Source organism: Seonamhaeicola sp. ABD4_175 (assembly GCF_056160885.1).
The window spans coordinates 1,144,199-1,166,879 of record NZ_JBSWYC010000001.1 but is presented as its reverse complement, the minus strand read 5'-3'; the positions used below and the strand labels follow the sequence as shown (position 1 = coordinate 1,166,879).

The 22,681-nt window shown below is 33.0% G+C and carries 14 protein-coding genes; 10 read left to right on the top strand and 4 right to left on the bottom strand.

All coding sequences use genetic code 11. The annotated features are described in order from the left end of the window. Positions 1 to 205 precede the first annotated feature (205 nt). From pbpC to ACXAG4_RS04690, 3 genes are all read right to left on the bottom strand, one after another. A complete protein-coding gene (gene pbpC / locus ACXAG4_RS04700; protein WP_475294914.1) occupies positions 206 to 2,596 on the bottom strand; it encodes a penicillin-binding protein 1C in 2,391 nt (796 codons plus the stop codon). A 47-nt stretch (positions 2,597 to 2,643) separates the two neighbouring features. Continuing rightward, entirely contained in the window at positions 2,644 to 3,510 is an 867-nt protein-coding gene (locus ACXAG4_RS04695; protein ID WP_475294913.1) for an SH3 domain-containing protein, read from the bottom strand. Positions 3,511 to 3,653: 143 nt separating this feature from the next. Next, entirely contained in the window at positions 3,654 to 9,215 is a 5,562-nt protein-coding gene (locus ACXAG4_RS04690; RefSeq protein WP_475294912.1) for an MG2 domain-containing protein, read from the bottom strand. Between the two features lie 221 nt (positions 9,216 to 9,436). Between ACXAG4_RS04690 and amaB the strand changes: the two genes are divergently transcribed. The 5 genes from amaB to ACXAG4_RS04665 all read left to right on the top strand — a co-directional run bounded on the left by amaB (position 9,437) and on the right by ACXAG4_RS04665 (position 15,464). Beyond that, on the top strand, positions 9,437 to 10,978 hold the full coding sequence (gene amaB, locus ACXAG4_RS04685) for an L-piperidine-6-carboxylate dehydrogenase (protein WP_475294911.1): 1,542 nt from the start codon (positions 9,437 to 9,439) through the stop codon (positions 10,976 to 10,978). 108 nt (positions 10,979 to 11,086) lie between these two features. Then, the gene (locus tag ACXAG4_RS04680) at positions 11,087 to 12,022 is read left to right on the top strand and encodes an OmpA family protein (protein ID WP_475294910.1); all 936 of its coding nucleotides are present in this window, start codon (positions 11,087 to 11,089) and stop codon (positions 12,020 to 12,022) included. Between the two features lie 22 nt (positions 12,023 to 12,044). Then, positions 12,045 to 12,644, top strand: a complete 600-nt coding sequence (locus tag ACXAG4_RS04675) for a hypothetical protein (protein ID WP_475294909.1) — start codon at positions 12,045 to 12,047, stop codon at positions 12,642 to 12,644. Positions 12,645 to 12,789: 145 nt separating this feature from the next. Then, positions 12,790 to 14,169, top strand: coding sequence for a DUF1800 domain-containing protein (locus ACXAG4_RS04670; protein WP_475294908.1), 1,380 nt, complete (start codon positions 12,790 to 12,792; stop codon positions 14,167 to 14,169). Positions 14,170 to 14,273: 104 nt separating this feature from the next. Continuing rightward, complete coding sequence (locus ACXAG4_RS04665) at positions 14,274 to 15,464, top strand: DUF1501 domain-containing protein (protein WP_475294907.1); 1,191 nt, start codon at positions 14,274 to 14,276, stop codon at positions 15,462 to 15,464. Positions 15,465 to 15,607: 143 nt separating this feature from the next. Here the strand turns inward: ACXAG4_RS04665 and ACXAG4_RS04660 are convergent, their stop codons facing one another. Beyond that, positions 15,608 to 16,741, bottom strand: a complete 1,134-nt coding sequence (locus ACXAG4_RS04660; protein ID WP_475294906.1) for a DUF5929 domain-containing protein — start codon at positions 16,739 to 16,741, stop codon at positions 15,608 to 15,610. 228 nt (positions 16,742 to 16,969) lie between these two features. Between ACXAG4_RS04660 and ACXAG4_RS04655 the strand changes: the two genes are divergently transcribed. From ACXAG4_RS04655 to ACXAG4_RS04635, 5 genes are all read left to right on the top strand, one after another. Continuing rightward, positions 16,970 to 17,971 (top strand): AAA family ATPase, encoded by a 1,002-nt coding sequence (locus tag ACXAG4_RS04655; RefSeq protein ID WP_475295241.1) that lies wholly within the window; start codon positions 16,970 to 16,972, stop codon positions 17,969 to 17,971. Between the two features lie 77 nt (positions 17,972 to 18,048). Next, positions 18,049 to 18,915, top strand: a complete 867-nt coding sequence (locus tag ACXAG4_RS04650; RefSeq protein ID WP_475294905.1) for a DUF58 domain-containing protein — start codon at positions 18,049 to 18,051, stop codon at positions 18,913 to 18,915. A gap of 70 nt (positions 18,916 to 18,985) precedes the next feature. Then, positions 18,986 to 20,587 carry a BatD family protein gene (locus ACXAG4_RS04645; protein WP_475294904.1) on the top strand — a complete coding sequence of 534 codons (1,602 nt, stop codon included), beginning with the start codon at positions 18,986 to 18,988 and terminating at the stop codon, positions 20,585 to 20,587. Continuing rightward, positions 20,584 to 21,588 (top strand): vWA domain-containing protein, encoded by a 1,005-nt coding sequence (locus tag ACXAG4_RS04640; protein ID WP_475294903.1) that lies wholly within the window; start codon positions 20,584 to 20,586, stop codon positions 21,586 to 21,588. The genes ACXAG4_RS04645 and ACXAG4_RS04640 overlap by 4 nt, the downstream gene beginning before the upstream one ends. A 40-nt stretch (positions 21,589 to 21,628) precedes the next feature. Next, the gene (locus tag ACXAG4_RS04635) at positions 21,629 to 22,666 is read left to right on the top strand and encodes a vWA domain-containing protein (RefSeq protein ID WP_475294902.1); all 1,038 of its coding nucleotides are present in this window, start codon (positions 21,629 to 21,631) and stop codon (positions 22,664 to 22,666) included. Positions 22,667 to 22,681 lie beyond the last annotated feature (15 nt).

The window sequence follows — 22,681 nt, the reverse complement described above, 5'->3', positions numbered from 1 at the left end:
ATAAAATTTGAGAATATTTTAACTACTTAATTTTACATTTTATCGTATAATAATAGCGTTTCGTCGATAAATTTAGTAAAAAGTTTTAAAAAACAAATTTTTTATTGGGAAATATGATCTTTAGTTAATGAAAATTTATTTTTTATGTATTTCATCGATAATATGTTTGGTAATGAACACATTATGAAAATATTTAGAGCTTTTATTATTGAATTTGAATTTTAGCTTTAGCTTCATTTCCAAATTCATCTACAACAGTTAAAGTATGCTCTCCTTGTTTTGGTAGTACAGCTATTTCATGAATGTTTTTGGTACTGCCTATAAACGCATTATCTATATACCAAAAGAGTTTGGTTTCGGGTTTTGAATGCGCTACTTTTAAAATAAACTGGTTAGTAGCGCCATTAAAATTTTTAGGTAAATAAATAGTGGTGTTGTTTTTAGGGTAAATAAATTCCATAGAAATAGCGCTGTTGCTCAAACAATCACTTCTAAAAGGAGGCAATGGTTTATAAAACGGATTATTTGTTTTGTAGTAATACGCCATTAAAGGAGGCAATACAAACCACGAGGTGTGTTTTATATTACTTACGTTTTCACAAGAAGTATTTACCTGAAATATTCCAGAATTATCTAGATGAATTAGTTTATGATATGGGCAGGCTTTGGTTTTTAATCCGCTTACTTGAATATATGTTTCTTCAGTATGATTACAGTTAGGTGATGCTCTATGCCCGCTTTGTTTGCAAATGCTTACTTTTTGCATTTCATCAAAAGGTTTTGCAAACCATTTGCTTTTAGGTAACAAGTCGAAAACTTCAAAAAGTATTGGAGCAGCGGTTTGTACACCAACCAATCCTGGGCGTCCTTCACCATCGGCATTTCCAGCCCAAACACCTACAACATAATCTTTTGTGGTGCCAATAGCCCAAGCATCTCTAAAACCAAAACTAGTACCGGTTTTCCAAGCAATTTGTTTAGAGTCATCAAAAAACTCCCAATTTTCATCACCTTCAGGTCTGTTAACGTGTTTTAAACTTTCAAAAGTTAAATAAATTGAAGCCGCATCAAACACGGTTTTTTCAGTTTGTAGTTTTCCAAAGTTAACATTTTCAGAAGCCAGTAAAACAGGTTCACAAAATTCATTAGTATAATATTCACTTGAAGTTTCTGTAAAATGATTTAAGGTTGAAGACATGGCAGCGTAACTTTTACATAAATCCCAAAGGTTACTTTCTGCACCACCAAGAATTAAAGATAAGCCATAGTAATTGGCACTTTGTGTTAGGTTTTTTAAATGTAGCTGTTTTAAATAATGATAAAACCTGTTTAAGCCAAATTCTTGTAGCATTCTAACCGATGGTACGTTTAAAGATTGCGATAGCGCTTTACTTGCCGGAATTGCACCGGCATAAGTTTTATTGAAATTCTCTGGGTTGTAGCTACCAAACTGGCTAGGTACATCGGCCACCAAAGTGTTTGGTAACATATCGCCGGCATCTAACATGGCAGCGTATAAAAATGGTTTTAAAATACTGCCTGTGCTTCTTGGTTTATCAATTACATCAACATCTTTTTGGTGTGATTTGTTGGTTGGTGTATTGCCAACATAAGCCAAAACTTGTCTTGTTTTTACGTTTAAAACCAAAACAGCCGCATTATGAATTTCATTTTGACTTAATACTGAATGATGTTGTTTTACAATAGCGTTTACTTGTTTTTGAAGTGAAACATTAATAGTGGTTTTTAAGGCTTCACCTGGATGCGTTTTAGATAATTTTTGTAAAACGTGCGGCGCTATTTGAGGCAGCGGATAAGGTTTTTGAGGTAAATCTTCAGCAATAGATAGATTGTAAGTTAGCGTATCTATAATATTATTTTGAAGTAGTTTATTAAGCAATCTATCGCGTTTGTTTCGTAAATATATTTCGTTTTTACCCGGATAAATTAAACTTGGCGCATTGGGTAAAACTGCCAAAGTAGCATGTTCTGCCCAAGATAAATTATGAGGGCTTCGGTTAAAATACCGCCACGATGCAGCATTTAAACCAACAACATTACCGCCAAAGGGCGCATTACTTGCGTAGTAGCTTAAAATTTTTTCTTTTGAGGTTCTTAATTCTAAACGTGAGGCTAAAATGAGTTCTTTTAATTTTTCAAAATAAGTTCTTGGTTTACCTTGTCTAGATAAACGTATAACTTGTTGTGTAATGGTGCTGCCACCACGTTTTATGGTGCCAGATTTTAGGTTGTTTTTTAACGCTTTAAAAATAGAAATAGGGTTAAAACCGGGGTGTTTATAAAAATATTCATCTTCAAACTGAATGATGCAGGTTTTAAATTTTTTTGGTATACTATCATTATGCGGAAAGCGCCACTGACCATCACTGGCTATTTTAGCTCCAATAAGTGTGTTGTTTGAGCTTGTTATTATTGTTGATGTTGGTGTTTTAAAAAGCTGTTTGGGTAAACAAAAATAATAGGCTACTAAAAGTATAAATAGAATAGAAAATCTAATCTTTCGTTTTTTTATGTAGCCTAGTATTTTATTCAATTTATATGTTTTTTTATTGTGAATGAAACGAAGAAACCTCATTAATTAAGATTGCTTCAGTCATTTTTCTTTAGTATAACGTTAAATTATTAACATCCCATTGGCACATCAAAAGCAATCACTTTTTCAATAGTTTCATCATACATAGTAGTAAAAATCACTTTAAAATATATTTTACTAATACCAATTACAGCTGCACCTTTATTAATGTTTTTGTCGTTTTTAATCATATTGTACCAAACCTCGCCACAGTGCTCTTTTACAGCGTTTTTAAATGATGAAACATCAACTTTTATAAACTTGTTTTGGGCCTTATTGTTGTATGTTATGGTTTCAAAAACACCTGTTTCTTTTGTTTTTAAAGGCTCCCAAGCAGAGTAATAGTGTTTCCAATCTACTAAATCGCAATGCGGACCTTCAGCCTGAATAGTTATACTGTTTTCATGACGTTGAAACACTTTTATGCTTTTGTATTTTGAATGATGCCTAATACGCAACGTTTTACCTTCAACCGTTTCGCCCATTTCAATAATGGCGTCAATGGTTTTACTTGTGTGTGTTGATAGTTGATTATTACCAAGAATTTCAGCTTTTACATTATCAAATTCCAAGGTAAAATCTTCAAAACCAACACTAAAGCGCTTGTTTATTTTACTTTCAGATAAAAAACCGTTAAACACATAACCAGTTCTGTTGTTATGAATATCGTCTTTACAAGTTACTTTTACCCATTGGCCTGAAATTACGTTGTTATTATCTTTAACATCAAGTTTTAAATTGGTACGTTCTGTTATTTCTAGCTCTGTACCATAAACGAGTTTATCTAAACGTTTAGAGTTTTGACTAGGGTTGTCTCTTAAAAATAAGCCATTATTGGCGTTTACGTATCTAATTTCTTGTGCGTTGGTACTATTGAATACCATCAATAGTACCACTATATAAATATATTTTATCATTTTTTTTTGAAGTTTTTTGTGTTACAAAGAAAGCAAAAGTGGTGTCAACCTAAACTTGTTTCAGGTTCTCAAAACGATTAATAATCTGTAAGATGAGATTCTAAAACAAGTTCAGAATGACACAGTTAATGCTTTTAGTAACGTTATTTAATTACATTAATCCACTGCCCTTTAGTTCTCACTAAAAAGTCGTTGTCATACATAGCTTCCGCTTGAATTCCTGGTAAATAATAGTTGCCTAAATAAGCAGCGTTTAGCATTACCGAGAATGTTTTGGTACTATTGGAATTTCCATGTTTGCTTAAGTCAAAATAGAAATTCACGCGGTCGTCTCTAATGTCTGTATAGCGCGCTTCATTAGAGGTGGCAGCCCCAAAATCTGTAAACCGGGTATTTACAATTTCCCATCCCGAAGGGAAAATTTGAGTAAGCGCCACATTATTTATTGCAGTATTTTTAAGATTATTAATCTTAACCGTAGCTACAAAATCTTGTCCTTGTTTTAAGTTGGTAATATCTATGGTATTACCTTGTAAATCTTTGTAGTTGTAATGAATGCTTAAACCACGTTGCTCAGCAATTTCTTGTCCTAACGGTAGTTTTCCTGTGTTTAAAACACGCACATAAATTACGTTGTTTTGGTTGTTGGCTATGGTTAATGCATTTGCACCATTGTTAATTTTTAGTGTACGTTGTGCAATAGCATTTTTTGTATTAATTGTTTGTTTTTTTCCGTTAATAGTATAATTTAAATTAAGAGCTTTTCCGCCATTAGTATTTACCATTTTGGCCATAGCTAATAAGCTATATGCTGTAGTTTGGGTGCTCATCCAACGGGTGCTAGATAAATCTGTGGCAATATCTTCAGCAATTTCTCTCATTTTAGAATTTTTGGTTAGTACCATAGTTTCTAAAGCCATGGCTCTGTTTCTATCAACCGATCCGTATGAGTAATAATCGTATTTATTAGGTGTGAAATTAATGTTGGCAAATTTTGAAATATTATCACTAGCCTCTTGTTGTCCTGCCAAAGCATAAGCTGCAGCTAAGCGCCATTTGGCATTGTTTGAAAGTTCTGAAAACTCACGTAACCTATTCATTGCTGCTAAATCTGGGCTTTCAGCCAATGCCAAGGTATATAATCGGTAAGCTTGTGCTAAGTCTGAGTTGTAACGTTTATAGCTAGGGCGCCAATTTCTGGCAGCTTGTTTTTGGTATGCAATCCAATTACTTTTAAAAGTAAGCGGTAACACGTAGCCTTTCTTTTCAGCTTCAATCATAAAATGGCCAGCGTAACTTGTGCCCCAATCGTCTGTACTGTTTTCACCAATCCAATAACTTAATCCACCATTTGGTTTTTGAAAATGCCCAAGGCGTTTAATACCATTTTTAATATTTTCTTGAATATCTTGTTTTTTATCTGCCGTTAAATCAAAAATATCACCTAAAAATAACTGCGGAAATACGCTTGATGTTGTTTGCTCTACACACCCGTGCGGATATTGAATTAAGTATTGCATTCTGCGAGAGAAATCCATTGGCGGTAAGGTTGAAAACTCTACAGTGGCAGAATTTGTTCCGTGAACGCCAAAGGTTTCAAAAGAAATAACTTCAAGAGCATTGGCTGTTACAGTTTTATCTAATGCTTTTGATGTAAACGGATTAGGGTTAACTACATCAAGTTCTACTTTATATTTTGATGTTTCGCCGTTGCCGGTAGCAATAACTTCAACAGTATTAATGTCTTTTGCTTTGCTTACATCTAAAGTAAAATACGCCATTTTTTCATCAGGTTTTGGAAAATTTAACCTTTGTGTAGGTGCACCTTCAACCGTAATGCCATCACTTAATTTTAGGCTAATAGTCACGTTTTTCACCTTAGGTTCCATGGCAAAAACAGTTACTGGTAATATTACTTTTTCACCAGGACTTAATTTTCGCGGAAGCGTAGCCAATACCATTAAAGGTTTTTTAACTTGTACGGTTTTATCGGTGCTTCCGTAGGCCTCTTTTGTATGGTCTCCTGCCACCACCATGGTTCTAACAGAACCAATGTAATTTGGCATTTTAATAGTGTGTAACTTTTGCTCGCCTTTCTTTAAATTATAGGGACCAAAGTATTTTACAACAGGTTTAAATCTATTGGCTTTTTTCTTTTTGCCAGCAGCAGCACTACCATCTCCACCAATAGCAAACACTTGGTCTATGCTGCCAGAGTAAGCACCAACAACATCATCAAAAACATCCCAAGTTTTTACACCTAAGGCTTCACGAGCGTAAAAGCTGTTCCAGGCATTTGGTGTTTTAAAGCGTGTTAAATCTAGCAACCCTTCTTCAACCACAGCAATGGTGTAGGTCATGGGTTTTTTATTTTTTTCTGAAACTGAAACTTTAAATTCTTGCTCTGGACGCAGTACATCAGGCATTTTAATTTCAGGTTCTAATTTAGTTTCTGGGTTTTCTACCATCATTGGTATTACGCCGTAAAGACGAATTGGTAAATCGTTTGCTGTTATGGCGTGAGGTTGTAAAAGTGAGATGTTAATAAACACATTAGGAGCCATTTCTGAAGTTACAGGAATTGCTACGGTTGTTTCGCCTTTTTGTGTTTTTACCCATTGGTAATCTACTACTTCGGTGCCGTTTTCAATACTTACCAATGCACGACCTTCATTACCAGATTGGAAGGTTACTTTGGCGGTTTCACCAACATTATAAGTTTCTTTATCACTTGAGAAAATGAGCATTTTAGCCGCTTCCTTGTCACCAGAACTTGCGTTTTGCCACCAATTTTTGTAAAAATACGCTGTTCTGCCAGTGGCATGCCCACTTACAGGATCTTCAATTCTAATTAAATAGCGGCCTCTGTCATGGTTTGGTACATTTATATTAAAACTAGCTTTACCATTTGAATCTGTGTTTATTTTAGATGTTGAATACGGTTTATGATAGCTGCTAGACACATAACTTGATAAGTTATCATAAGATGAGTTCCACCACCAGCGCCATTCAATTTTATACACTTTTACTTGTAAATTGTTGCGTTTTATGGGGTTTCCTTCGGCATTAACAACTACCACGTCAAAGGTTTGGTTTTCATCTGTAAAATATGAGCCATATGCGTTTCCTTTAGGTGAGCGTAAACCAACAAATGAACTATATGGAGCATATTTTTTGGTGAATGCATCAATAGAGAAATCGCCGCCGTTTTCAAAAGCTCTCACTAAAAATTGAGCATTTAACATGCCTGGAGCTTTCTTTTTAATGTTTATTTTTTTGTTAATGTTAGCTAAACCTTCTGCATTTACTTTACCTTCAAAAACATTAAATTCTTTAGTGTTAAAATTACGTGTTGGGTCATTAAACACATAGTTTTTGTAACTACTAAAACCGGTATTTGATGCGCTAAACTTTACTTTAACTTCTGTTTTTAAGTTTTTACCAGGGGCACCGTGTAACCATTTTACATCTAAATTTCCTGTAAGTGGCTTTTTAGCGGAAAGCACTTCATCATCAAAATCTATTTTAATTTTTAATCGGTTTGGTTTAACAGTTTCAATTTTTAAGCCTTTGTTAAAAGTTGCCCCGCCAACCGCTATTTTGGCATTGTAATTACCCGTTTTATCTTCGGTTGAAGTTGGTACAGTAAATTTATATACATTATTAAGATTATTACTAGTTACGTTTTTATAGACTAGTTTCCCGTTTGGATTTGTAATTTCTAGCTTTACCGGGTGGCCTTTGGGTAATTTATTGGCATTATCATTTAACATAAAAGCTAGGTGTAGCGTATCGCCAGGTCTCCAAACACCACGTTCACCGTAAATGTAGCCTTTTAAGCCGCGTTGTAGTTTGCTTCCAGAAACATCAAACTTACTTAAAGATAGAGCATTACCATCATGAAGTCTTACATAGGTTACATTGTTTTCTTTTGAAACTATGGCAAAACTTGCATGTTTTTCAGCATCAATAACTGCTAAACCATCCTTATCGGTAGTGGCTGTTTCCATTTTTTGTTGCTGAAAATTGTAAAGCGTTACCGTTGCATTGGTTTCAGGTTTTGTGGTTAAAATATTGGTAACCGCAAAAAAGTATGATTTATTGGTGCCTTGTTTGGCAATAACGCCTAGGTTTGAGGCTATTAAATTTTGCGATGCTATTTTGCTTTCGCCATAGTAAGCATCGTGGCAAGGGTTGTTTTCTTCACGCCAATTGTAAGTGTAGTTTTTGTAGCGGTACAAAAGGTTGTCCCAGTATTTTTCTTCACGAATTTCTTCGTTTTCATCATTTAAATTTTGGTCGTTTTCATAAAAATCATCTTCGTAATACGTGTCTTCATCTGTATTTAAAGTGTTGTTATTTTCTTCACAATCATACAAAGAATAGCTTTTGTTAAAGCTAACTTCAACACGGTAAATGGCGCCAACATCGGCTTTAAAATAGTTTGATAAATCTATGCTATAAGCTTTCCATTTACCAGTGTTTTCTGCAGCTGTTTGCAATTGAATGGTTTGTTTTGCAATGCGGCGCCCCACTTTTTTAATGTTATATTGGTTGTTGCTGTTTAAATTGTTTTCTTGTAAAAACTGAAGCACATTGTCTTCAAAAATTTTAATAATTCTAACATCAACAGCACTTAGGTTTACCGCTTCAAAATTGAATTTTAATTCTTGCGAATTTGGTAAAATACTACCGCTGTTTAACAAGCGCACTTGTGGTTTTAAAGATTGAAATGCAACGGTTTCTGAAAATGGTTTTTTAAGTTTAAAACCATCGGTGTTTTTAATACCTTGAAACACATCAACACGAATGTTACCAACTAATTTAGTGCTTGGGTATACTTTTAAAACATTACCGTTAACCACATATTTTGGGTTTTTTGCTTTTTGAATAGACACTAAACCATCAAAATTTTGTTGTTTTTTTAATGGGTCTGAAAAATTAATAAGCAAATACTGTTCAGGTGATTGGTATACTTCGGTTTTTGTAATCGTAAAATTATTTATACCCGGAATTAGAATGGTGTTTTCGCCTTTATTGTCTGCATTAATAGCTGTGCCATTCCATAATACGTCAATGTTGCTGTCTTCAATAACACGGTTAATACTATCAATTTTAAATTCGAAAACGGCACTATTTTTATAGCTTTCATTAAAAACAATATTTAGTTTTTTTCCGTTTTGTTTGGCTGTAATTAGTTTTTTGGCGTTTGTAATAGAAATAACATCGGCCGATTTTATAACGCCTTCTAAATACTGCCAGTTTTTGGTATACGATTGTAAATTGTTTGTAATCACATTAAAACTAGGTGTAATTGTTTTAAACTGAAAGGTGTAGTTTTTAAAATTTGAAGGGGTGTTTTTATAAATTTCAGATAATTTTACCGTAACCGTATATTCTGTTGAGGGTTCTAAATTTTCATCAGGTGTAAAAATTAGTGTGTTATTGTTGCTAACACTTAATTTGCCTTCTACATGTGGTTTTATAGTTACAATGTTTGTGTTAATTTCTTTGGCGGTTTCCCAGCCATCAACAGGTTTAGCTAAATTAATTTGAATGGGTTTAGCTACAGATGTTATTCCAGAAGTTGTGTAACTTATATAATCTCTGTACTTAAAAATATTATCGGTTTCAACAGTTTTTTCTTTACAGGAAATAATTACTGTAAACGCTAAAAAGGCAATAAATAGTTTTTTTAAATACATGAGAAAAAGATTTTAAATGAACACAAACAAAAAACTGTGCGGTGTTTCCTGTTAATAAAGTTACGCTTTACAATTAATAGTTAGACTTTATGTTTTTGTTAAATTGTTCTTAAATTTATATGGTCAAAAATTTTGTAATTATTATTAAAAGATATTTTTTATTGATATTTTCGTAAAAAATTAGTGATTAATTAAAAAATCAATATAAAAAATATTTAAAAATGAAAGCATTTGGTTTAAACAAAGCATTACAAACTTTAGGTATTTTACCTGTAAATAACGGAACTTCTACTGGAGTAGAAAATTTTTCAAACGGAGAAATTATAGAAAGTTTTTCGCCGGTTGATGGAAAAGTTATTGCAAGTGTAAAAACAACCTCAAAAAGTGATTACGAAAACGTAATGATTGTTGCAACCAAAGCTTTTAAAACATGGCGTTTAATGCCGGCGCCACAGCGTGGAGACATTGTACGCCAATTTGGTGATAAACTAAGAGAAAATAAAGAAGCTTTGGGCAAATTGGTGTCTTTTGAAATGGGTAAAAGCTACCAAGAAGGCTTAGGCGAAGTACAAGAAATGATTGACATTTGTGATTTTGCCGTGGGTCTTTCGCGCCAATTACACGGGTTAACCATGCACAGTGAGCGCCCAGGGCACCGCATGTATGAACAGTACCATCCGCTTGGGGTAGTTGGTATAATTTCAGCATTTAATTTCCCGGTGGCCGTTTGGTCTTGGAATACCGCTTTAGCTTGGGTTTGTGGAGATGTTTGCGTTTGGAAACCAAGCGAAAAAACACCACTTTGTGGTATAGCGTGCCAAAATATTATGGCCCAAGTTATAAAAGAAAATAATTTACCCGAAGGCATTTCGTGCCTAATAAATGGCAATTATGAAGTTGGCCAATTTATGACGAAAGATGACCGTATTCCATTAATATCTGCAACAGGTTCTACAAAAATGGGAAAAATTGTAGCTAAAGAAGTTGCTGGCAGATTAGGCAAAACCTTACTAGAATTAGGCGGTAATAATGCCATTATTGTAACACCCGATGCCGATATAAAAATGACGGTTATTGGCGCTGTTTTTGGTGCTGTTGGTACCGCAGGACAACGTTGTACAAGCACCCGAAGATTAATTATTCACAATAGTATTTACAATAAAGTAAAACAAGCTATTGTTGATGCTTACAAACAAATTAAAATAGGAAATCCTTTAGATGAAACCAATCATGTTGGGCCGTTAATTGATAAAGCAGCTGTTAAAATGTATGAAGATGCTTTAGTAAAAGTTGAAAAAGAAGGTGGCACAATATTGGTTGAAGGCGAAGTGCTTAAAGGAGAAGGTTATGAAAGCGGTTGCTACGTAAAACCTGCTATTGCCGAAGCTGAAAACAATTTTGAAATTGTACAACATGAAACCTTTGCGCCTATTTTGTATTTACTAAAATATGAAGGTGATGTTGAGAATGCTATTGAAATACAAAATGGTGTTGCTCAAGGATTATCTTCAGCAATTATGACCAACAATTTGCGTGAAGCAGAACGTTTTTTAAGTCACGCTGGTAGCGACTGCGGAATTGCTAATGTAAACATTGGAACTTCAGGGGCCGAAATTGGTGGCGCTTTTGGTGGCGAAAAAGAAACTGGAGGCGGCAGAGAATCTGGTTCAGATGCTTGGAAAGTTTACATGCGCCGCCAAACAAATACTATTAATTACACTACAGAATTGCCTTTAGCTCAGGGCATAAAATTTAATTTGTAGCAAAAAGGCAAAATTAAATGTGACTTTTTTCGGGTTAATGTTTCTTAAATATTGTGTAAAGTATTATATTACAAACACTTAAACATTAACCAAAAACAGTCTTTTAAAATGAGTAAAAAAACATCCTATCTCTTAGGAATTCTACTCACAATTATTCTTGGTACAATTTTGTATTATTTCTTTTGCTGCAGCCAATGTTGTGGTAAAAATGTTGCTACAGAAAAACCAAACCAAGAGCCGTTGGTAGAAACCCCAAAAGCTAAGGAAGCTACTAAAAATGCTTTCTTTATTTCTGATGAAAATGGCGATTTTAATCTAGAAATTGCCGATAATTTCAACTTTAAAACTTCAAACTATACTATTTTAGAACCTGTTTCTAAAAATGTTGAAGATGGTGTTTTAAAATTAAAAAATTATTTAATTGAAAATCCGCTTAAAGATGTCGAGGTCACTGGTTTTTATAAAAGTGATGAAGAAAATAACTCTGCCTACCCTAATTTAGGTTTAGCAAGAGCCAATGCTGTTAAAAATTATTTGGTTTTACATGGCGTGCCATCTAAACAAATTGATACGTTTGGTAAATTAAATGATACCATTAACCCTGATGAAACCAATACGCTTTTTGGGCCTTTAAATTTTGGTATGTTAACTTTAGATGCTTCTGATACTTCAGCATTAAAAGCTTTAGAGCAAGCATGTGATTCTATTAGAAAAAACCCATTAGTACTTCATTTTAAAACAGGGCAAGCAGCTATTAATTTAACAGCTGAACAACGCCAAAAAATTGCCAATATATCGCATTGTGTTGATAAATTAGGCGTAAAAGTACAAGTTGTTGGGCATACTGATAATACTGGTGATGCCAATAATAATGTGGTTTTAGGTAAACAACGTGCCGATTTTGCAAAAGGCTACTTAGTTAAAAATGGTATTTTAGAGCAAAACATTCAAACCTCTTCAAAAGGGCCGCATGAACCTATTGCAGATAATGAAACCGAAGCTGGTAGAGCACAAAACCGAAGAACCGTAGTAACAATTAATTAAAACATTTTAAAAATATATAATCATGACTTTATTAGCAATTTCAATACCATGCTGGTTAATTCCTTTACTTGTGGGTTTAATTTCAGCAATATTAGGATATTTATTAGGCAAACTTATGGGTGGAAACAGTAATGATGAAAGTGATAAAATAGCCAAGTTAGAAGCAGATTTAGAGGCTTGTTTAAAAAGCAAAACTGCCTTAAAAAGCGATTTAGATGCGTGTTTAACTAGCAAAGAAACTTATAAGAGAGAGTTGAATACAACCAAAACATCTTTAGCAAATTCTTTGGCCGCTAATTCAATTGCAGCTGCAGCACCTATAATTGCTTTTGATGCCGCAGGTGCAAAAGCTGTGTTTGGTAAAAAAATTAAAGAAAATGATTTAACTTTAGTTGAAGGTATTGGGCCTAAAATTCAAGGTTTATTTCATGATAATGATGTTAAAACCTGGAAAGCACTTTCTGAATGTTCAATTGAAAAATGTAAAGAGGTTTTAATTGGTGGCGGAGACAGGTTTAAAATGCACAACCCTGGTACATGGCCAAAACAAGCCAAATTAGCTTATGAAGGTAAATGGCAAGAACTTAAAGATTGGCAAGACCAATTAGACGGTGGCAGATAATACAAAAATGTAATACTCAATTAAAAAAAGCTGTTTCGTGTTTTGAAACAGCTTTTTTTATATCTTTCATAATTAAACCTTTTTAATTTATTGCAGTCTAAAGGGTTATATTAACATTTAGTTGTTCATTTAAAATAGTATTACCATGAAACAAAAGCATATTAAGCATTTATACAATAGGTTGGGTTTTGGTATTTTACCAAATGATTTAAAAAAGCTATCTAAAATGAACAGAAATACTGTTGTAAACAATCTGTTTAATGCTTCAAAAACGGTATCTCCTATAAAACAAGATGTTTCAGAAATTAAAAATTTAATAGGTAATTCTTATATAACAGCTAAACAGAATATAAGAGAAATTCAAAAATTAAGTAGAGATTTAGCACCTAAACTTAATATGGCTTGGGTTGAAAGAATGTCTAATACTTCAGAATTAGTAAGAGAAAAAATGACCTTGTTTTGGAGTAATCATTTTGTGTGCGAAGACAATAATTACATTTACAGAGAAAATTACCATAACACCATAAGAAAATATGCTTTGGGAGATTTTAGAGCCTTTGTAAATGCGGTTTCAAAAGAAGCAGCAATGACCAAATACCTCAATACCAAACAGAATAAAAAACAAAAGCCAAACGAAAATTTTGCCCGAGAATTAATGGAGCTTTTCACTTTAGGTGTTGGCAATTATACAGAGCAAGACATTAAAGAAGCGGCCAAAGCTTTTACAGGATATTCGCATGATATTCATGGAAATTTTTTCTTTAGAAAAGGCCTGCACGATTACGGTAGTAAAACTTTTTTTGGCAAAACAGGTAATTTTAAAGGCGAAGATATTGTAGATATTATTTTAGAAGAAAAACGCTGTGCAGAATTTATTTGCGAAAAAATATACCGCTATTTTGTTAATGATACTTTAAATAAAACTCATGTTAAAGCCATGACCAATGTGTTTTATAAAGACTATAACATAAACAACTTAATGCAGTTTGTATGTAATGCACCATGGTTTTATGATGATGTAAATATTGGAAACAAAATTAAATCACCAATAGAGTTATTAGTTGGTATTAACAATGTGGTGCCTACAAAATTTAATAACAAAAAGCAGTTTATTTATTTACAACGCTCTTTAGGTCAGGTACTTTTAGATCCGCCCAATGTTGCAGGTTGGAAAGGTGGAAAAAACTGGATTGATAGTAATACTATAACTTTAAGGTTAAAATTACCGTCTTTACTATTAAACAGCGCCTATATTTCTAAAGCTAAAAAAGGGCAAAATGATGCTCAAATGGAGCAAAGAAAAAAGATGATTAAAAAGCATTATGGTAAAAGATTTAAGGTTGAAAGCAACTGGAATTACTTTAATAAACAGTTTGAAAACGTACCAATAAACCAATTAGAAAACTATATTTTGGCTTGTGAAACTTCACCAGCAGCCAAAAACTATTTAAGCACATTACAGAAAACCTCAAAACAGGAATACTGTGTGCAATTAATGTCTTTACCAGAATATCAAATGTGTTAGTTAAAAAAGAATTCCTCAATAATTTTATTGGGGTATCCGTTGAAGTTGTCATTCTCGCAAAAGCGGGAATCTTAAAAAGAATTTTACATTAGAAAAACTATTTTATGGATAGAAGAAAATTTTTAAAACAATCATCATTAGCAAGTAGCTTATTTTTTGTTCCAAGTTTTGTAAAAGCTTTTGAAAATGTTGCTAGTGCAAGTTTAGGTTATAAGCGTTTGGTAATTATTCAATTATCAGGCGGAAATGATGGCTTAAACACCGTTGTTCCTTTTAATAACGATGTGTATTACAAAAAACGTCCGTCTTTAAGTATTGCTAAAAATGAAGTGTTAAAGTTAACAGATGAGGTTGGTTTACACCCTAGTTTAGCGCCTTTAAATAGACTTTATGACAATGGACTTTTAACCATAATAAACAACGTGGGATACCCCAACCCAAACAGATCGCACTTTAGGTCTATGGATATTTGGCAAACTGCAGTAGATTCTAATGAGTATTCACAAAGCGGATGGATAGGGCGTTATTTAGATGCTTATGGTAAAAATCCGCATTCTGCAATTGAAATTAACGAGAGTTTATCTTTAGCAATGAAAGGCGAAACTACCAATGCCATTGCAACACAAGATGCTAAGGCTTTATTCAATTTATCTAGAGACCCGTATTTTAAAAACTTGCAACAACATCAAAATGATACGCATTTAAGTGAACATAATTTAGGGTATTTATATAAGTCTATGATTGAAGCACATTCATCTGCAAAATATATTTTTGAAACCAGTAAAACCGTAACTTCAAAAAAAGAATATCCAAAGAATAAATTTGGAAGACAATTAAAAACTACGGCTCAATTTATAAATTCACATTTAGAAACTAAAGTGTATTACGCGTCATTAAATGGTTTTGATACACATGTAAACCAATTGGGTACACAAAAAAGATTATTAACCCAATATGCTGATGGTATTGAAACCTTTGTACAAGATTTACAAGCCGGAGGAACCTTTAATGATACCTTAATTTTAACTTTTTCTGAATTTGGTAGGCGTGTAAAACAAAATGCCAGTGTAGGCACAGATCATGGTACAGCTAATAATTTATTTATAATTGGTAATCAATTACGTAAACCAGGATTATATAACAACATGGCCAATTTAGAAAATTTAGATGCTAATGGCGATTTAAAATTTGAAATAGATTTTAGAACTATTTACGCTACCGTTTTAAACAAGTGGTTAAATGTGAGTGATGAAAAAGTACTTAAAAAATCATTTAAGCAACTCAATTTTATATAAATAAAAAAACCTTGCTTCAATGCCAAATTTTATGGGAGAAACAAGGTTATATCTTAAAAAGATTAATAGCAGTGCAAAAGTAAGGTGTTTTTTGTTTTTAATAAAGTTTTAACGTTAACTAAAGGTTAAGTTTTGTGAGAAAACTAGCTATATTTCACTTTTCGTAAAATACGCATGGTTTCTTTGTATAATTGATATACTTTTAAGTTGTGTTGTTTTAAATATGGTTTAGCTTCTTTTAGTTTGTTAATGGCATCATGAAACAAATTTAAGTAGCAAATTAAATAAGTTGCCGGTAGGTTTAACAAATCAGCCTCTTCATTTTTTGTTAATATTGCTCCTTTTTTTAGTTTATTTAGTATGGCGTTGTTTGTGTTGTAAATATGGTGCAGTACTTTTTTATCAAACTCTGGTGGTTCAAATAAAAGCTTGGTTTCAATATTGTAATTGGCATTGTTTTCAAACTTAATATGGGTTTCTTCAAGTTTGTAGTATTTGCGTTTATTTTGAAGTCCTAAGTTTACGTATTCAACAATTTTAAAGCTGTCTTCGTTGTAAACAATTGAAACTTCATCAAGTGCTGAGAAAAATAGGCGAACTTGCTCGTTTATCAACTCAATATCAACTCTAGAGAAAAACGTTTCGTTTTTTACAACCTTTTTTTGTCCGCTCCAACACAGTACAAAATACTCTTTAAAAACTTTGTATTTAGCATTGTAGTCTTTACGTTTGTTCATAAAATGAAAAACACCATTTAGTGTATGCTCAATATTATTTTGGGCATTGTTTTCAATAGCTTCAACAATTTTTGAGTTTACATCTTTTACTTCAATATCAAACACTTTGGGCATGCTCATGCTGCCATCTCTAAAAAACACAGAGCCGCCATAATATTTCCAAATATTTTTTCTAAGTGATGTGAGTTTGCCGGTTGGTCTTATGGTTACTAAGCCTACTACTTTATCATCTGGTAAATGCGGAAAAGGTATATTTTCATATTGTACAATGGGTGGGCTGGTTAGGTAGGCGTTAATGAGGTTTTGTATTTTGCTGTCGTCAAAAAAATCAACACCAACAATGTTATTGTCTTCATCTTCAACACCAATTACAATGTAGGCATTGTTTTTTGGGTTACTGTTAGATAGAGCACAAATGTGTTTTAAAAATTTGGCCTTTCCCTCTTTGTGGCTAATATCAACCTTTCGTTTTTTGTCATAAAAACTGTTTTCATCATTATGAGCCAAAAGGTGTTTAATAAGTAGGCGTTTGTTAATCATGGTGGCTATTTCTTAAAAAAGAAATTAATTGCTGTATAAAAATACTTAAAACAGATTAAAAATAGCGCGTAATACAATTTCAATTTAATTTATATGCAAACTACTGATAATACGGCATTTTTGCTTAATATTTTTAACCAATTTTTAACAGCAAGTCCGTAAAAATTTTAACAATTTGCAACACTCAATGAAGCTTATTATATTCGGGCTTCAAAAAAATTAAAAATGATGCAAGAAACTGGTACAATTGATATTAAGTCTATTAACGAAAAGATTGAAAAAGAAAGTGCTTTTGTAGATTTACTCATGCTAGAAATGAACAAGGTTATTGTTGGTCAAAAGCACATGGTAGAACGTTTGCTAATTGGTTTGCTTGGGCAAGGGCATATTTTGCTTGAAGGTGTGCCTGGGCTAGCAAAAACATTAGCTATTAACACGCTCTCACAAGCGGTTGATGGTAGTTTTAGCAGAATACAATTTACCCCCGATTTATTACCAGCCGATGTTGTTGGTACATTAATTTACAACATAAAAGAAAACGATTTCTCAATAAAAAAAGGACCTATTTTTGCAAACTTTGTATTAGCTGATGAGATAAACCGTGCGCCAGCAAAAGTACAATCGGCCTTATTAGAAGCTATGCAAGAAAAGCAAGTTACCATTGGTGATGAAACTTTTATACTAGACAAACCGTTTTTAGTAATGGCAACCCAAAACCCTGTTGAGCAAGAAGGAACTTACCCGTTGCCCGAAGCGCAGGTAGACCGTTTTATGCTAAAAACCGTTATAGATTACCCTAAAATTGATGAAGAGCAACTTATTATTAGAGCTAACCTAAAAGGTGCTTTTGAAAAAGTAAACCCTGTGGTTTCTGTGCAGCAAATACTAAATGCACAAAAAGCAGTAAAAGAGGTTTACATGGACGAAAAAATTGAAAAATATATATTAGATATCATTTTTGCTACCAGATATCCTGAAAAATATAAATTGGCAGACTTAAAACCATTAATTTCTTTTGGAGCGTCACCTCGTGGAAGTATAAATTTAGCAACCGCAGCCAAATGTTTTGCATTTATAAAACGAAGAGGTTACGTAATTCCAGAAGACGTTAGGGCTGTAGTGCACGATGTACTGCGCCACAGAATTGGTATTACCTATGAAGCCGAAGCCGAAAATGTAACTTCATTAGACATTATAAACAAAATAGTAAACGAAATTGAAGTACCTTAAAATTGCTCAATTGATAATTGCCAATTGATTATTGAGAGTTAATAATCAATAATAAATATTCAATAGACAATTAAACGATGGATACTAAAGAATTACTAAAAAAAGTACGCAAAATAGAGATTAAGACACGCCGTTTGTCTGATCATGTTTTTGGAGGCGAATACCACTCTACCTTCAAAGGGCGAGGTATGACGTTTTCTGAAGTACGCCAGTATCAATTTGGTGATGATGTTAGAAATATAGACTGGAATGTTACTGCCAGATACAATGAGCCATTTGTAAAAGTTTTTGAAGAAGAACGCGAATTAACCATGATGCTTATGGTTGATGTTTCAGGCTCTGAGTTTTTTGGTACAGAACAGCAATTTAAAAACGAAGTAGTAACTGAAATTGCAGCAACTTTAGCATTTTCGGCAACACAAAATAACGATAAAATAGGGCTTATTTTATTTTCTGATAAGGTTGAGCTTTACATTCCGCCTAAAAAAGGACGCTCGCATGTGCTTAGAATTATACGCGAATTAATAGAATTTCAGCCAGAAAGTAAGCAAACCAATGTAGCCGAAGCTTTAAAATTCTTATCAAACGTCATGAAGAAGAAAGCCATTGTGTTTATACTTTCAGATTTTATTGCAGATGATTACCAACGTACCATGAAAATTGTATCAGGAAAGCACGATGTTACCGGTATTAGGGTGTTTGATAAGCGCGAAGAAAACATACCAAATTTAGGTATGGTACAAATGCAAGATGAAGAAACTGGTGAGCTTATGTTAGTAAACACATCGTCAAAAAAAGTGAGGCACAATTACGCTAAGTTTTACAAAGAAAAAGTAGACTATTACAAAAACAGTTTCAATAAATCTGGCGCAGGCTCTATAGATTGTAGAGTAGATGAAAGCTATGTAAAAAAGTTGTTAGGCTATTTTAAAAGAAGAGGATAATTTAAGTTTAAAATTAAAAGTGATAAGGAATAAGTTTCATAAAATAATACTTAATAAAAAGCAGTCGTTAATGCTAACAATTGCCTTTTTACTAATAACCAATGCCTTATTAGCTCAAGTTACATCGTCAATAGATTCTACAGCTATAAAAATTGGCGAGCAAATAACTTTTAAAGTTCAAGTTGAAACAGATACTATGCAATTGGTGGTGTTCCCCGAAGGGCAAACATTTTCGCCATTAGAAATGATAGAATCTTACGCTGTTGATACGGTTAAAAAGAATAGCAAATACAGCCTGATAAAAAAATACGGTTTAACACAATTTGATTCTGGCGCATATACCATTCCTAAGCAAAAAATAGTGGTAGGCAACAAAACATTTTTTACAGATTCTTTACAGGTTACTGTAAACAATATTGTTGTAGATACCACAAAACAAGGTTTGTATGACATAAAACCAATTATTGAAGTAGATAAAACAAGCGGTAATTGGTTAAAATATCTTTTAATAACACTGTTAATTATTGGAGCGGTTGGGGCTATACTTTGGTGGTTTATTTGGAGAAAAAAACCATTAACCGAAGCAGAGCAAATAGCACTTTTACCACCATATGATAGAGCTAAATTAGCATTAAAAAAACTAGACGAAAGCCATTATTTAGCGCACGAAGATTTAAAAACATATTATTCTGAACTTACTTTAGTAATTAGAAAATATTTAGACGAAAAAGTATACGATCACGCATTAGAAAGTACTACCGATGAGTTGGTTACAAGGCTTAACCTTTTAAAACAAGGCAATAAAATAGATTTAAGCCCTGAAACCATAAAAAATATTGAAAGTATTTTGAAGCGTGCCGATTTAGTAAAATTTGCCAAATCTGCACCCGATATTGCTTTAGCCGAATTAGATAGAAATACTATTGATGCAGAAATTGATCATGTAAAAGAGGTATTGCCTGAACCTGATGAAGAAGAAAAATTACTAGATGAGCAATACCGCAAAGAAAAAGCGCAAAAAAAGAAACGTAAAAAAGTAATTATTACTGTTGCAATATGTCTGTTTTTATTGCTAGCAACCTTTGGTGCATTTTCATTAAAATATGGGTTTAATTATGTAAAAGATACCATTGTTGGTCACCCAAGTAAAGAGCTTTTAGAGGGTAATTGGGTAACTAGTGAATATGGTTTTCCGCCAGTATCAATTTCAACACCAAAAGTTTTAAAACGTATGGATGCTAATATACCAGACGAGTTAAAACAACAAGTAGATATTACAACCTTTGGTTACGGTAGTTTAATAGATAAATTTAATGTTGTAGTTGCCACAAGTAAATACAAAAATTTAGGCGAAAACAAAATAGATGTACAGCAAGCTATTGAAGGTAATTTAAAAATGTATGAAGCTGCTGGTGCAAAAAATATTATAACTAAAAACGAAAAGTTTGAAACACCAAACGGAGCCCAAGGCCTAAAAGTATTTGGTACACTTAGCATGCCAATACCTGGTACAAGTAATTTAGAAAATGGTAAATATGTTATTTTAGGGTTTACGGCTCAAAATGTTATGCAACAAGTAGTATTAACATGGCGAGATAGTGATACCTATGCAGACCAAAATGTAGAGCGCATTTTAAATTCAATAGAACTTAAAAAAGAAGAAAGCAAATGATAGAAGGCGTTCAATTTTTAAATAAACAATGGTTTTGGTTGCTTTTAGCATTACCACTACTTATACTTTGGTATATTTTTAAACACAAAAAACAAACAGCCGAACTTAAAATATCAACCTTAAAAGGATTTAAGGTTACTAATTCTTGGTTGCCAAAATTTAGGCATGCGTTGTTTGTTTTAAGGCTTTTAGCATTAACGCTTTTAATAACAGCGTTGGCAAGACCACAAACAGTTGATGTTTCAACAAAAACAAAAACAACCAAAGGTATAGACATTGTTATGGCTATTGATGTTTCGGCAAGTATGTTAGCTAAAGATTTATCGCCAAACAGGTTAGAAGCCCTAAAAAAAGTAGCCGCAGAATTTATAAAAGGTAGGCCAAACGACCGTATTGGCCTTGTTGAATATGCTGGCGAAAGTTACACTAAAACACCAATTACCAGTGATAAAGCCATAGTTTTAAGAGCCTTAAAAAGCATAAAATACAATAATATTATAGAAAGTGGTACAGCAATTGGTATGGGTTTAGCAACGGCTGTAAACCGCTTAAAAGACAGTAAAGCCAAAAGTAAAGTTATCATTTTATTAACCGATGGTGTAAACAATGCAGGTTTTATAGACCCTATTACCGCAAGCGAGTTAGCCGTGGAGTATGGTATTAAAACCTATACAATTGGCTTAGGTACTAATGGTATGGCATTATCGCCAGTTGGTATTTTGCCTAACGGAAGCTTTCAATATGGACGTATACAAGTTGAAATTGATGAAGACTTACTAAAAGATATTGCCAAAGCAACCGGTGGCGAATATTTTAGAGCCACAAACAATAAAAAACTAGAAGACATTTATAAAGAAATAAATAAACTTGAAAAAACTGAAATTGAAGAATTCAAATTTTATAATTACGATGAAAAATACAGGCCATTAGTATTGCTAGCAGGCGCATTATTACTGTTAGAAGTCTTACTAAGGTTTTCTGTTTTTAGAAGTTTTATATAACTTTTAAGTTGAATTTTTTAATTTATATGAATATTAATACATGTATCAATTAGAAGAAAAAATATGGTTTTGGGCACTGTTGGTTATTCCGGTAATCATACTATTCTTTGTGGTGCTTCAAATCTGGAAACACAAAACACAACGTAAGTTTTCAGATAAAGCCTTGCTAAAAAGGTTAAGCCCAAACACCTCGCTATTCAAATCAGTATTAAAAATTATAGTTTTAAGTTTAGCATTTTTATGTTTAACCTTGGCGCTTGTAAACCCTAAAATTGGTACTAAATTAGAAACCGTTAAGCGCGAAGGTGTAGATATTGTTTTTGCAGTTGATGTATCAAAAAGTATGCTAGCTGAAGATATTGCACCAAACAGATTAGAAAAATCAAAACAACTTGTAACACAAATAATAAACAACTTAGCTAGTGATAGAGTTGGTATTATTGCCTACGCAGGTAAAGCTTTTCCGCAGTTACCCATTACAACAGATTATGCTTCGGCAAAAATGTTTCTACAAGGTATGAATACCGATATGCTCTCATCACAAGGAACAGCCATTAGCGAAGCCATAAAATTAGCATCAACATATTTTAATGACGAAGAGCAAACTAACCGTGTTTTAATTATTATTTCTGATGGCGAAGACCACACCGAAGAAGCTGCAGCAGTAGCAGAACAAGCCAGTGAAGAAGGTATTAGAATTTTTACCATTGGTGTTGGCGATGCCAAAGGTGGGCCAATACCCATAAAACGTAATGGTGTGGTTTTAAATTATAAAAAAGATCAACAAGGTGAAACCGTTATAACACGTTTAAATGAAGAAACCCTGCAAACTATAGCACAAGAGGCCAATGGCGCATACATAAACGGAAAAAACACAAACAATGTTGTTGAAAATATAAGAGACATTTTAACCAATATGGATAAAACAGAATTTGAAGCCAAACAATTTGCAGATTTTAAAGACCAATTTCAATGGTTTTTAGCCTTTGGTGTATTCTTTTTACTAATTGATGTGTTTTTACTAGAACGTAAAACAGCATGGTTAAAAAAGCTCAATTTGTTCAATGAGAATTTATAAATAATTTAACTAAAA